The following is a 13,202-nucleotide window of genomic DNA, read 5'->3' on the forward strand; positions in this document are numbered from 1 at the left end:
GGGAATTCATCCCTGGGTCTTCTGAATGGCTTCGCGAAGCACCTGGCGGTCGTCGAAGGGACGGACCACCCCGGCGATGTCCTGGCCCTGCTCGTGGCCCTTGCCCGCGACCAGCACGGTGTCGCCGGGCTCGGCGCGGGCGACGGCGGCGGCGATCGCGGCGGCCCGGTCCTCGAACACCTGCACCTCGCCGCGCTCGTGGGCGGGCACGGAGGCCGCGCCCTGGAGCATCGTGGCGAGGATCGCGAGGGGGTCCTCACCACGGGGGTTGTCGGAGGTGAGGACGGCGGTGTCGGCGAGCCGGGCCGCGGCGGCGCCCATGGGCTCGCGCTTGGTCCGGTCCCGGTCGCCGCCGCAGCCGAGGACGATGTGCAGCTTGCCCTCGGTGACCTTGCGCAGGGCGCGCAGGACGGACTCGACGGCGTCGGTCTTGTGGGCGTAGTCGACGACCGCGAGGTAGGGCTGTCCGGCGTCCACCCGCTCCAGTCGGCCCGGCACGCCGGGTACGGCGGCGACGCCGTCGGCGGCGGCCTGCGGGTCGAGGCCGGCGACGGCGAGGGCGACGATCGCGGCGAGGGTGTTGGCCACGTTGAAGGGGCCCGGCAGCGGCGACTTGGCGCTGATCCGCTCGCCCTTGGGGCCGATGACGGTGAACGTCGAGTCCAGCCGGCCGACCTCGACGCCCTCGGCGCGCCAGTCGGCGTCCGGGTGGCCCTCGGCGGAGTAGGTGACGACCGGGACGGTGGCCTCGTTCGCCAGCCTGCGGCCGTACTCGTCGTCGACGTTGACCACGCCGAGTTTGCCGCGTGCCGGCGTGAACAGCTGCGCCTTGGCCCGGAAGTAGTCCTCCATGTCGGAGTGGAACTCCATGTGCTCCGGGCTGAGGTTGGTGAAGACGCCGATGTCGAAGACGCAGCCGTCGACGCGGCCGAGCACCAGGGCGTGGCTGGAGACCTCCATGGCGACCGCCTCGACGCCTCGTTCGCGCATGACGGCGAAGAGGGCCTGGAGGTCGGTGGCCTCGGGGGTGGTGCGCTCGGACTTGATGCGCTCGTCGCCGATGCGCATCTCGACCGTGCCGATCAGGCCGGTGGACCTGACGGTCTTCAGGCCGCCCTCGACGAGGTAGGCGGTGGTGGTCTTGCCGGAGGTGCCGGTGATGCCGATCTGGAGCAGGTCCCGGCCGGGGTGGCCGTAGATCGTGGCGGCCAGCTCGCCCATCCGGGCGCGCGGGTCGTCGACGACCAGGACCGGCAGTCCGGACGCCGCGGCGCGCTCGGCGCCGGTGGGGTCGGTCAGCACGGCTGCGGCGCCGAGGCCCGCGGCCTGGTCGACGAAGTCGGCGCCGTGCAGGCGGGCGCCCGGGAGGGCGGCGTACAGGTCGCCGGGGCGTACGGCGCGCGAGTCGTGGGTGATGCCCGTGACGTCGGCGACCCCCTCCGGCGCGGGAGCACCCAGCTGGTCGGCCAGTTCCGCGAGGGGTGTGGCGGAGACCTGCGCCGGCCTGGGCGGCCCGGGGTATGTCACGGGATGGCCCTTCTGGGTGGTTTGGAACTGATCAGCGTGTGGCACGGCGGTGAGCGTACCGGGCGTACCCGCCTCCGGGCGAAGTGAGGGGCGGGGGGTGCTCTGGTTCCCGGGATCGGGGGTGATCGTTGTCACGGGGGCGGGTCCTGGTGGCTCGGTGGTGCTCGGTGCTGATCAGGGCTTGACGGTTCGGGGTCGGTTCAGTTCTTGAACGTGACGGGCAGCCTCGCGGGCTTGGCCCCGGTCGGCGGGACCTGGAGGGACTTCAGTGCGAACTCCATGACCTGCTTGTAGACGGGACCGCAGATCTGGCCGCCGAAGTAGTTGCCCTTGGTGGCGTTCTGGATGGCGCAGTAGACGGTGATGCGGGGCTTGTCGGCGGGGGCGAACCCGGCGAACGACGACGTGTAGCCCTTGTACTGGCCGGTGGCCGGATCCACGCGGTTGGCGGTGCCAGTCTTGCCCGCGACGCGGTAGCCGGGGATGCGCGCCTTGGTGCCGGTGCCCTCCTCGTCGTCCACGACCGACTCCAGCATCTGGGCGAGGGTCTTCGCCGTCTTGGCGCTGACGACCCGGGTCTTCTCGGGCTTCGGGGCGGGGGTGAAGCGACCGTCGGGACCCTTGGTGCCGCGTACGAGCGTGGGTTCGACGCGGACGCCGCCGTTGGCGATGGTCGAGTACACGGACGCCGCCTGCATGGCGTTGATGGAGACGCCCTGGCCGAAAGGGATCGTGTACTGCTGCGAGGTCGACCACTTGTCGGGCGGGGCGAGGATGCCCGGCGTCTCGCCCGGGAAACCGAGTCCGGTGTATCGGCCGAGGCCGAACTTGCGCAGGTAGTCGTAGAGGACCTTGTTGGACTGGGCCTGGGTCCTGCCGAGCTGGCCGGTGGCGAGGATGGTGCCGATGTTGCTGGACTTGGCGAGGACGCCGTTGAGCGTCAGGTGCCAGGTCGGGTGGTTCACATCGTCCTTGAAGAGCCGGTCGCCGCGGTGCAGCCGGTTGGGCACGACGACGTGGGTCATCGGGGTGGCGACGCCCTCCTGGAGGACGGCCGCCATCGACATGACCTTGGCGGTGGAGCCGGGTTCGAAGGCGTCCTGGAGGGCCGCGTTGCCGAGGGCGGCGGGATCGGCGTCGGACAGGTCGTTCGGGTCAAAGCCGGGTGAGTTGGCCATGGCCAGGATCTGGCCGGTGCGGGTGTCCTGGACGATGACGTAGCCGCGGTCGGCCGCGGACTTTTTGACCTGGTCGCTGATGGCCTTCTGGGCGGCCCACTGGATGTCGCGGTCGATGGTGAGCTCGACGTCGCTGCCGGGCACGGCGGGTGTCTCGGTGGAACCCGCGGTGGGGACGAGCCGGCCGCCGGACTGGGCGTAGCGGATCTTGCCGTCCTTGCCGGCCAGCTGCTTGTTCAGCTGGAGCTCGATGCCGCCGCCGGGCTTGCCCTCGCCGTTGACCCAGCCCAGTATCCCGGCGGCGAGGTCGCCGCCCGGGTACACGCGCTTGGTGGTGGCGACGGAGAAGACACCCGCGAGGACGTTGTGCGCGGACTTGTCCGTCTCCTCCTTCTTGGCGAGCGCGGACTTCAGGTCCTTGATCTGCTTCCAGACCTGCGGGGTCTGGCGGGAGGCCAGCTTGACGTACCGCAGCGCCTTGTTCTTCGGCCGCAGCTTCTTGACCAGGGTCTCCTGCTCCTGGCCCAGGATCGGCGCGAGCAGCGCGGCCGCCTGCTCGGGCCCGTCCCCGATCTTCAGCTGGTCGGGGGCGAACATCGTGGGGTCGGCCGTGATGTCGTAGGCGTCCTCACTGGTCGCGAGCGCCACACCGGACCGGTCGGTGATCTCCCCGCGGTCCGCGGACAGCACCTGCCCTACGTACCGGTTCTGCTCGGCCTTGGCGGCGTACGTGCTCGCGTCGACGGCCTGCACCTGGAACAGCCGCACGACGAAGGCGATCAGCACCAGCGTCAGCGCGAGCCCGACCAGACGCAGCCGGGGGCGAGGGCTGCCCAGCCGGAGGGGTTTGGGCGCCGCCTGACGGGCCGGGGCCGGGCGACGGACCGGACGGGCACCGGGGCCGGGGCGGCGCCGGGCGACGGGACGAGCGGGCCTGGCGGGACCGGGCACGCCGCGGCGCGGGGGTTCCCTGTCGGTCACTTCCGTCACCTGCCGGGAGTCGAAATGGACTGAGCACTGGCGGACACGGCGACAGCCGCACACGGGCCGAGACAGCACCCGGCACCACGTGCAACGGTCGACGACGGCCGCTCCACGACCGCACCGCGCGCACCGCGGCGGCCACGGCCCTCCAGACCGGCAGCACTGGCGGCGGGGCCGCGCAACTGGCAGTGCGGCGGCTTCCCGACGGGCACCGTCGTCGCCCGGCCGATAGCCCGGTCCGCCGCGCACCGAGAGGCGGAAGCCGCCCCGAGGACCGGACGAACGCCGGGACCAGAGGGGCAGGTGGGCCGGGCGAGGCCCGTTACGCCGCGGCGCGCGGGTTCCCTGTCGGTCACTGCCGTCACCTGCCGGAGGTTGAGATGGGGCCGTTGGGCATGGCCTCGGGGGCCAGGACCAGGGGGATGTGGGCGGAGGTCCGCCGGACGCCGGGGGCGGGGCTGGGGACGCCCTTCACGGTGCCGTCGGGGGCGAGGAAGGCGGGGTCGCCGCCGGGGACCATGCCGAGTTCGCGGGCGCGGCGCTGGAGGGCCTCGGGTGCGGAGTAGGCGTCGATGTCCCGCTGGAGAGCCTGTTCCTCGTCGGTGAGGCTCTTGGTCTCGCGCTGGAGGTCGTCGAGCTTGAACGCGCCTTCGCTGAGGGCGGAGTTCAGTACCAGGAGACCGATGAGACCACCGCCGAGGAGGAGGACCACGAGGAGGACGAAGGGGGTGCGGGCCGCTTGGCCGGGGCCGGTCGGGAAGAGCCGCGCGAGACGTGCCGCCCTCCCCTTCAGTTCGGGTTTGCTGCTCACTCACGCTCCCTCGGTCCGGCCTGGACACGCCTCACTCGACGTCCTCCCTGATGCGCTGGGCGCCGCGCAGCCGCGCCGGTGCCGCCCGCCGGTTCGCGGCGATCTCCTCCTCGTTGGGGAGTTCGGCACCGCGCGTGAGCAGCTTGAGCCGCGGCTGGTAGCGCTCGGGCACGACGGGCAGCCCGGGCGGCGCCGTGGTGGCGGCACCCGCCGCGAACACCTGCTTGACCAGCCGGTCCTCCAGCGAGTGGTACGACAGGACGGCGATCCGCCCGCCCACGTCCAGCGCCTTCACGGCGGCCGGGATCGCCCGCTCCAGGACGGCGAGCTCGCCGTTGACCTCGATGCGCAGGGCTTGGAAGGTGCGCTTGGCCGGGTTGCCGCCGGTGCGCTTGGCGGCCTGCGGCAGCGCGTCCCGGATCAGTTCGACCAGCCGCGCGCTGGTGCTGAACGGCTCCTTCTCGCGCTCGCGCACGATCGCGGACACGATCCGCTTGGCCTGCTTCTCCTCGCCGTACGCCCGGAGAATGCGCACCAGTTCGCCCGGCGGGTACGTGTTGAGGACCTCGGCGGCGCTGACGCCGGACGTCTGGTCCATGCGCATGTCGAGCGGGGCGTCCTGCGCGTAGGCGAAGCCGCGGTCGGCCTCGTCGAGTTGCATGGAGGAGACGCCGAGGTCGAACAGCACGCCCTGCACGCGCGCGACGCCGAGTTTGTGCAGCACCTCGGGGAGCTCGTCGTACACGGCGTGGACGAGGGTGGCGCGCTCGCCGTAGGGCGCGAGGCGCTCGCCGGACAGGCGCAGGGCCTCCTTGTCGCGGTCGAGGGCGACGAGGCGGACCCCGGGAAACCTCTCGAGGAGCGCCTCGCTGTGGCCGCCGAGGCCGAGGGTGCAGTCGACGACCACCGCGTCCGGCCCCTCCAGGGCGGGTGCCAGCAGATCCAGGCACCGCTGGAGCATCACCGGGACGTGTCGACTCTGGCTCAAGGGGCCCTCTCAGATCCGGCACGCGGCCGTACGCACCGCCGGGTCCCTGCCCGCTCGCGAAGGGGAGGCCTGCCGGCGCCGGAAGCGTCAGCCGACCGGGAGCGGGAGGAGGCCGAGCCGTACGTACGCGCCGCGCACGTGGGGAGATCTCCGGTCGTCGCCGGGGTCTCCGGGGTGAACAGTCCAGCGGGGAGAGTCTCGCCTCCCGCTTCGCGTCACTTTAGTCCACCCTGTCTTCCGGTCAATCAACCGGCCTGCGCGTCGCGACCGGCGGCACACCGCCCTTGTGGGTTAACTCACTACAAGGTCCGTTGGCGTTCTTTGTCCTCTCTCACAGCGGGCCGGAAACAGTCGTGACCAGTACCGTCATGAATATGACGACTTCTGCATCGATTCCCACAGGTTCGGAGAGCGCCACAGCCGCGGGCGGCACGGTCACGGACCGTATCGTCGAGGCGAACGCCCAGTACGCCGCCGCCTTCGGGCACGCCGGGATGGACGCCAAGCCCGCCCTGCACGTAGCCGTCGTGGCCTGCATGGACGCCCGCCTCGACCCGCTCGCCGCGCTCGGTCTGGAGCTCGGCGACTGCCACACCATCCGCAATGCCGGCGGCGTCGTCACCGACGACGTGATCCGCTCCCTCACCATCAGCCAGCGCAAGCTGGGCACGCGCAGCGTCGTCCTCGTCCACCACACCGGCTGCGGTATGGAGACCCTGAGCGAGGGCTTCCGGGGCGAGCTGGAGGCCGAGGTCGGCCAGCGCCCGGCGTGGGCGGTGGAGTGCTTCTCGGACGTCGACCAGGACGTACGGCAGTCGATGCGGCGCGTGCGCACCTCGCCGTTCCTGCCGCACACGGACGACGTGCGGGGGTTCGTCTTCGACGTGAAGACCGGCCTGCTGCGGGAGATCGACCCCGCCTCCTGACCTGGTCGCCCGCCCCGGCACAACCTGCTGTAGCTGTCGAAAGCCTGTCAGTCACACGTTCGAATGACCGTAAGGCCGACATATCGCGGCCAGTTATCCACAGTCGAGTGACACGAATCGGTAACGGCAGCAAGAATGCGGGAGTGGCATCACGCGGAACTGTTCACGCGTGGTGTCCGTGGTTCGGGGTGGGCCGGCCCGCGTCTTGGGGCGTCGGCCCGGGAAAATGGGGTATCCCGTGCTCCTTGGGAGCACGGGAAAGGCCGAGGAGGGCCGGGTGACGACCTATGACGATCGAGCGAGCCTCACTGATCTGACCGCCGTGGTGGAACGCGTGCGGGAGTCGGTGGAAGGCGTGATCGAGGGCAAGCCCGAGGTCGTACGGCTCTCGCTGACCGTGCTGCTGGCCGAGGGACATCTGCTGATCGAGGACGTCCCGGGCGTCGGCAAGACGATGCTCGCCAAGGCACTGGCGCGGTCCATCGACTGCTCGGTGCGGCGGATCCAGTTCACGCCCGACCTGCTGCCGTCGGACATCACCGGTGTGTCCATCTGGGACCAGCAGCGCAGCGACTTCGAGTTCAAGCCGGGTGCGATCTTCGCGCAGGTGGTGATCGGTGACGAGATCAACCGCGCCTCGCCCAAGACGCAGTCCGCGCTCCTGGAGTCGATGGAGGAGCGCCAGGTCACCATCGACGGCAAGACCTACGAGCTGCCCAGCCCCTTCATGGTGGTGGCGACGCAGAACCCGGTCGAGATGGAGGGCACCTACCCGCTGCCGGAGGCCCAGCGCGACCGTTTCATGGCCCGGGTCTCGGTCGGCTATCCCAGCCCCGAGGCCGAGCTCCAGATGCTGGACGTGCACGGCGGCGTCTCGCCGTTGGAGGACCTCCAGCCCGTGGCCCACGCGCACGAGATCCTCAAGCTGATCGAGGCGGTGCGCGGCGTCCATGTCGCCGAGCCGGTCCGGCGCTACGCGGTGGACCTGGTCGGCGCCACGCGCACGCACCCCGACCTGAGACTGGGCGCCTCCCCGCGTGCGACGCTGCACCTGCTGCGCGCGGCGAAGGCGTCCGCAGCCCTGAGCGGCCGGGAGTACGCGCTGCCGGACGACGTGCAGGCACTCGCCGTCGCCGTCCTGGCCCACCGCCTGCTGCCCACCGCCCAGGCCCAGCTCAACCGCCGCACGGCCCAGCAGGTCGTCGAGGAGATCCTCCAGCGCACTGCGGTGCCGGCGGCGCCCCAGCAGAGCGGCTTCGGCGGCCTCGGCCGGGGCGTGCCGGCGTATCCGCAGCAGCCGCCGCGGAGGCTGTGATGACCACCGCGGGGACGGGGCAGTCGGAGGCCGACCGGGGCGAGAAGGGTGGCATCCGCACCGCCCTGGCCGGTCTGACCACCCGCGGACGCTCCTTCCTGGCCGCCGGCGTCGCGGCCGCCGCCTGTTCGTACGTGCTCGGGCAGAGCGACCTGCTGCGCGTGGGCCTGCTGCTTGCGGTGCTGCCGCTGGTGTGCGCGACGGTGCTGTACCGCACGCGCTACCGGGTCGCGGGCAGCCGCCGCCTCTCCCCCGCGCGCGTGCCGGCCGGCAGCGAGGCCCGGGTCCATCTGCGGATGGACAACGTCTCGCGGCTGCCCACGGGCCTGCTGATGCTCCAGGACCGGGTGCCGTACGTACTCGGTCCCCGGCCCCGTTTCGTGCTCGACCGGGTGGAGGCGGGCGGCCGGCGAGAGGTGTCCTACCGGGTGCGCTCCGACCTGCGCGGCCGCTACCCGCTGGGCCCGCTTCAGTTGCGCCTGACCGACCCGTTCGGCATGTGCGAGCTGACCCGGTCCTTCTCGACGCACGACACCCTGACGGTGATCCCGCGCGTGGAACCGCTGGCGCCGGTGCGCCTGAGCGGCGAGGCGAAGGGGTACGGCGAAGGGCGGCAGCGTTCGCTCGCGCTGGCCGGCGAGGACGACGTGATCCCGCGCGGGTACCGCTACGGCGACGACCTGCGCCGCGTGCACTGGCGCTCCACGGCCCGCTACGGCGAGTTGATGGTGCGTCGTGAGGAGCAGCCGCAGCGTGCCCGGTGCACGGTGCTGCTCGACACCCGGGGCATCGCCTTCCGGGGCGCGGGCCCCGGCTCGGCCTTCGAGTGGGCCGTGGCGGGCGCCGCGTCCGTGCTGGTGCACATGCTAGAAGGGGGCTTCTCGGTACGGCTGTTGACGGACACCGGCAACGCGGTGCCCGGCGAGGGCGGAGACGGCTTCGCGGGTGCGAACCAGGAGTCGGCGGACGCGGCCGGGCTGATGATGGACACCCTCGCGGTGATCGACCACTCCGACGGTGCGGGCCTGTCCCGGGCCTACGACGTGCTGCGCGGCGGGAACGAGGGGCTGCTGGTGGCCTTCCTCGGCGACCTGGACGAGGATCAGGCGGCGGTGCTGGGCCGGATGCGGCAGCGCAGCCCGGGCGCGGTCGCCTTCGTGCTGGACAGCGACACCTGGATACGGGAACCGGGCGACGTGCCCGGTCCGTTGGACGGGAGCGGGGAGCGGTTGCGCATGCTGCGCGAGGCGGGCTGGACGGCCCTCGGTGTGCCGCGGGGCGCTTCCGTGGACGAGCTGTGGCGGCAGGCCGACCGGGAGCGCAGGGGGATGGCCGCCGCGGGCGGCGGGGAGGGACCGTGATGAGCGGGCGGGTACGACTGGCGCTGGGCGCGTGGGCGGCCACGCTGATGGCAGCGTGCGCCCTGCTGCCCCTCGTCAAGCCGGCGACCTGGATCGTGCAGGCGGCCTTCCTGCTGGCCGTGCAGGCGGGCGCGGGCGCGGCGGCCCGCAGGGTGCCGCTGGCGCGACCGCTGACGGTGGCGGCACAGGCCGTGGTCACGGTGTTGCTGCTGACGTTCGTGTTCGCCCGTGAGCAGGCCTTCGCCGGGCTGGTGCCCGGTCCGGACGCCCTCGACCGCTTCGCGCTCCTGCTCCGCCAGGGCGGAGACGACATCGCGCGGTACGCGATCCCGGCGCCCCTGGAGTCCGACGGCATCCGGCTGATGCTCATCGGCGGCGTCCTGATCATCGGACTGCTGGTGGACACCCTCGCGGTGACCTTCCGCAGCGCCGCCCCGGCCGGGCTGCCGCTGCTCGCCCTGTACTCGGTGGCCGCGGGGCTGTCCGACGGGGGCACCGACTGGCTGTGGTTCCTGGTCGCGGCGGCCGGCTATCTGATGCTGCTCCTGGCCGAGGGACGGGACCGGCTCTCCCAGTGGGGCCGGGTCTTCGGCGGGGCCCCGCGCACGGCCGGAGGGGAACCGAGCGGCGCGGTCGCCCCGGTCCGCACCGGCCGGCGCATCGGCGTGGTCGCGCTGGGCATCGCCCTTGTGGTGCCGCTCGGCCTGCCCGCGATGAACGGCGGCCTGCTGGACTCCGTGGGCACGGGCGCGGGCGGCGGCACGGGCGGCGGAGGCACGATCTCCGCCGTGAACCCGCTGGTGTCGCTGCGCGACAATCTGAACGTGGACGAGGACCGGCAGGTCCTCTCCGTGAAGACGAAGATGGCCGACGTCTCGGACCTCTATCTGCGGATCGTGTCCCTGGACGACTTCGACGGCACCACCTGGAAGCCGTCCCGGCGATCCATCACCGCGGTGCCCGACGGCACCCTCCCGACCCCGATCGGCCTCGGCCCCGACGTCAAACGCACGGAGGTCGACACCACGATCACGGCGGCCGACTGGTACGCCCAGGACTGGCTGCCCATGCCGTACCCGCCCAGCGCCGTCAACATCCGGGGCAACTGGCGTTACGAGCCCCTGGGCATGACGCTGGTCGGAGACCACGGCCAGAACACACGAGGGCTGACGTACCAGGTCATGAGCCTGGACGTGCAGCCGACGGCGGAGCAGCTGGCCTCGGCGGCGCCCCCGCCGACGGACATCGAGCGGGATTTCACCAAGCTGCCCGACTCGCTGCCGCCGGTGGTGGCCCGCACCGCCCGCCAGGTCACCGCGGGCGCCGCCAACCCGTACGACCAGGCGGTCAAGCTCCAGGACTGGTTCGCCGTGACCGGCGGCTTCGAGTACGACACCCGGGTGCAGGTCGGCAGCGGCTCGGAGGGGATCGCCCGCTTCCTGCGGGACAAGCAGGGCTTCTGCGTGCACTTTTCCTTCGCGATGGCGGCGATGGCCCGCTCCCTGGACATACCGGCCCGGGTCGCGGTGGGCTTCGCGCCCGGTTCCCCGCAGGCGGACGGCTCGGTGTCGGTGGGGCTGCGCGACGCGCACGCCTGGCCCGAGCTGTACTTCGAGGGCGTGGGCTGGACACGCTTCGAGCCGACTCCGAACCGCGGCTCGATGCCGCCGTACACCCTGCCGGAGAGCCCCGGCAGCTCGCTGCCTGACGTGGCGCGCCCGTCCCAGACGTCGTCCGCCGCGCCGTCCCCGACGCCCTCGGCGAGTGACAGCTGCACCCCTGAGCAGAAGAAGCTGGACGGCGGGTGCGCGAGCGAGTCCCCGCAGGCGGTGCTGCCCACGGGCGACGACGGCCCGAAGTGGTACGCGCTCCTGGCCTGGGCCCTGGCCGTGCTCGCCGTCCTGGCGCTCCCGCTGACACCGATGCTGTGGCGCCTGCGGACCCGCGCGGTCCGGCTGGGGGCGCATGGCCGCGGCGAGGCGGACGCGGCGCCGCACACGCTGGCCGTCTGGCAGGAGCTGACCGACACGGCCTGGGACTTCGGCATCGCGCCGGACGAGTCACGGACGCCACGGAAGGCGGCCGCCCGTATCGTCCGGCTGGGCTCCCTCGACGCGACGGCGGCGGCCTCGGTGCACCGGGTGGCGAACGCGGTGGAGCAGGTCCTGTACGCACCGCGCCCCCGCCCGACGGCGGGACTCACGGACGATGTCCGCCGTGCGGCAGCGGGCCTGAGCGCCGGGGTCGGCCGCGGCACCAGGCTCCGTGCGGTCCTGGTCCCGCGCTCCACCGTGCGCGTGGTGTGGGCGGCGTCGGCCTGGTGGTCGGGCGTGCGGGAGCGGGCTCTGGCGCTGCGGCCGACGTGGCGGAAGACCTCGGGGCAGCAGGGCTGACGGGCGTGGGGGCCCTTCCCTGGGAGGGCCCCCAGGGAGCCCGTCGCGTCTCGTATGCATACGTCCTCGTACGCATACGTCAGGGGGTGACCACCGACTGGGTGGTCACCCCCTGACTCATGTCTTCACGTGTCGGGAGAGCTGCTGCTCCGGGCTAATGGCCGCCCTGCTCGTCGCGGCGCTTCTGCCAGCGCTGCTCGATGCGGTCCATCATGGAGCGCCGTTGCCGGCCCTGTCGGCGGGCGGCCGGCTGTCCGTCGGCCCCGGCCGCCTGTTCGCCCGGCTTGGGGGCCTTGCGCCAGCCGGTCACGGCGAGCACCGCACAGCCCAGCATGACGAGGAAGCCCACGACGCTGAGCCAGACCTGCTTGGCGACCATACCGGCCATGAGGAGCGCAATACCTACGAGGAAGCCCGCGACCGCCTGGTAGACCCGCCGCCGGGTGTACGTACGCAGCCCGCTTCCCTCAAGCGCCGACGCGAACTTGGGATCTTCGGCGTACAGCGCTCGCTCCATCTGCTCGAGCATGCGCTGCTCGTGCTCCGAGAGCGGCACGGAGTCCTCCTCATCGTGCAGTCGCCGGGGCGACCCGGGGGGTCTCTTCAGGATAGGCAGGGAATCGCCCCCGTGAAACCCGCCCCTCTGCGCCATTTGGCCAACCGGAATCCGCCATGGACGTCCCGGCTCGCTGAGGCTTCCATTCCCCGGCGGCCGACCCGTCATGCCGGAACGGTCTCCCTCGATCATACGGCGCCAAGCGCCCATTCGGGGGGCCTGTGGCGTACTCCATGCACAGCCAAGGCGCTGATCAGCGGCGGTACCTCAGGAAAGCGACTCAGGCCTCGACCGACCCATCGGTCTCGATTGCCTCACTGGTTTCATCGGTCCCAGCGGTCTCGCCGAGCACATGAAGCTGTGTGGCCACCGAGTGGAAGGCGGGAAGCTCGGCGGCGGCCTCCTCCAGCTTCAGCAGCGCCTCCAGGGCGCCGGGCTCGGTGTCGACGAGAACGCCGGGCACGAGGTCGGCGAAGACCCGCACGCCGTGCACGGCGCCGACACGCAGCCCCGCGCCCTCGACCAGTCCGGTGAGCTGGTCGGCGGTGAAGCGGCACGGAACGGGGTCACCCGTGCCCCATCGCCCGTTCGGGTCGTCGAGCGCCTGCCGGGCCTCCTTGAAGTGACCGGCGAGGGCGCGGGCCAGCACGGCACCGCCGAGACCGGCGGCGAGCAGGCTGAGGACGCCCTCCGAGCGCAGGGCGGCCACCGCGTTGCGGACGCCCTCGGCCGGGTCGTCCACGTACTCCAGGACGCCGTGGCACAGCACCACGTCGTAGCCGCCGCGCTCGGCCACGTCGAAGAGGCCGTGGGCGTCGCCCTGCACGCCCTTCACCCGGTCGGCGACTCCCGCCTCGGCGGCGCGGCGCTCCAGAGCGAACAGCGCGTTGGGGCTGGGGTCGACGACGGTGACCCGGTGACCGAGACGGGCGACGGGCACCGCGAAGTTGCCGCTGCCGCCCCCGGTGTCGAGGACGTCCAGCGACTCCCGGCCCGTGGCCTTGACCCGGCGGTCCAGGGCGTCCTGGAGGACCTCCCAGACCACGGCGGTACGGAGTGAGGCGCGGGGGCGCATCGGGTCCGACACGGCAGTTGACTCCTCGGCGCGGCACCGCCTCTTGCACGGCGGAGCGAACGGGGTTGCCTTCCCCGGCCCCGGCGAC

General features: G+C 72.4%; 10 protein-coding genes. 4 read left to right on the forward strand and 6 right to left on the reverse strand.

Features of this window, described 5'->3' with window-relative positions:
• Positions 1–6: 6 nt before the first annotated feature.
• The 4 genes from V8690_RS10580 to rsmH all read right to left on the reverse strand — a co-directional run bounded on the left by V8690_RS10580 (position 7) and on the right by rsmH (position 5,488).
• The gene (locus V8690_RS10580; RefSeq protein WP_338777667.1) at positions 7–1,527 is read right to left on the reverse strand and encodes a UDP-N-acetylmuramoyl-L-alanyl-D-glutamate--2,6-diaminopimelate ligase; all 1,521 of its coding nucleotides are present in this window, start codon (positions 1,525–1,527) and stop codon (positions 7–9) included.
• Positions 1,528–1,727: 200 nt separating this feature from the next.
• Entirely contained in the window at positions 1,728–3,686 is a 1,959-nt protein-coding gene (locus V8690_RS10585; protein ID WP_338777669.1) for a penicillin-binding protein 2, read from the reverse strand.
• A 364-nt stretch (positions 3,687–4,050) separates the two neighbouring features.
• Positions 4,051–4,500 carry a septum formation initiator family protein gene (locus V8690_RS10590; RefSeq protein WP_338777671.1) on the reverse strand — a complete coding sequence of 150 codons (450 nt, stop codon included), beginning with the start codon at positions 4,498–4,500 and terminating at the stop codon, positions 4,051–4,053.
• A gap of 31 nt (positions 4,501–4,531) precedes the next feature.
• Positions 4,532–5,488 carry a 16S rRNA (cytosine(1402)-N(4))-methyltransferase RsmH gene (gene rsmH, locus V8690_RS10595; RefSeq protein ID WP_338777672.1) on the reverse strand — a complete coding sequence of 319 codons (957 nt, stop codon included), beginning with the start codon at positions 5,486–5,488 and terminating at the stop codon, positions 4,532–4,534.
• Positions 5,489–5,862: 374 nt separating this feature from the next.
• On the opposite strand from rsmH, the gene V8690_RS10600 reads away from it, so the two are divergent.
• The 4 genes from V8690_RS10600 to V8690_RS10615 all read left to right on the forward strand — a co-directional run bounded on the left by V8690_RS10600 (position 5,863) and on the right by V8690_RS10615 (position 11,483).
• Positions 5,863–6,414, forward strand: coding sequence for a carbonic anhydrase (locus V8690_RS10600; protein ID WP_338777674.1), 552 nt, complete (start codon positions 5,863–5,865; stop codon positions 6,412–6,414).
• A 277-nt stretch (positions 6,415–6,691) separates the two neighbouring features.
• Entirely contained in the window at positions 6,692–7,729 is a 1,038-nt protein-coding gene (locus tag V8690_RS10605; RefSeq protein ID WP_338777676.1) for a MoxR family ATPase, read from the forward strand.
• Positions 7,729–9,090: a DUF58 domain-containing protein gene (locus V8690_RS10610; RefSeq protein WP_338777678.1), complete on the forward strand. Its 1,362-nt coding sequence runs from the start codon at positions 7,729–7,731 to the stop codon at positions 9,088–9,090. The genes V8690_RS10605 and V8690_RS10610 overlap by 1 nt, the downstream gene beginning before the upstream one ends.
• Positions 9,090–11,483 (forward strand): transglutaminaseTgpA domain-containing protein, encoded by a 2,394-nt coding sequence (locus tag V8690_RS10615; RefSeq protein WP_338777680.1) that lies wholly within the window; start codon positions 9,090–9,092, stop codon positions 11,481–11,483. Before V8690_RS10610 ends, V8690_RS10615 begins: the two co-directional genes overlap by 1 nt.
• Before the next feature lie 154 nt (positions 11,484–11,637).
• Here V8690_RS10615 and V8690_RS10620 read toward each other — a convergent pair whose 3' ends face one another.
• Together V8690_RS10620 and V8690_RS10625 are read right to left on the reverse strand one after the other, a co-directional pair.
• Positions 11,638–12,039, reverse strand: coding sequence for a DUF3040 domain-containing protein (locus V8690_RS10620; RefSeq protein ID WP_338777682.1), 402 nt, complete (start codon positions 12,037–12,039; stop codon positions 11,638–11,640).
• A gap of 280 nt (positions 12,040–12,319) precedes the next feature.
• Positions 12,320–13,126, reverse strand: coding sequence for a methyltransferase (locus V8690_RS10625; protein ID WP_338777684.1), 807 nt, complete (start codon positions 13,124–13,126; stop codon positions 12,320–12,322).
• Positions 13,127–13,202: the final 76 nt, after the last annotated feature.

It is taken from the genome of Streptomyces sp. DG1A-41 (assembly GCF_037055355.1).
Taxonomy (GTDB): Bacteria; Actinomycetota; Actinomycetes; order Streptomycetales; family Streptomycetaceae; genus Streptomyces.

Coding starts and splice junctions, on each gene's coding strand:
- V8690_RS10600 (WP_338777674.1), top strand. CDS start 5,863: ATGACGACTTCTGCATCGATTCCCACAGGTTCGGAGAGCGCCACAGCC.
- V8690_RS10610 (WP_338777678.1), top strand. CDS start 7,729: ATGACCACCGCGGGGACGGGGCAGTCGGAGGCCGACCGGGGCGAGAAG.
- V8690_RS10615 (WP_338777680.1), top strand. CDS start 9,090: ATGAGCGGGCGGGTACGACTGGCGCTGGGCGCGTGGGCGGCCACGCTG.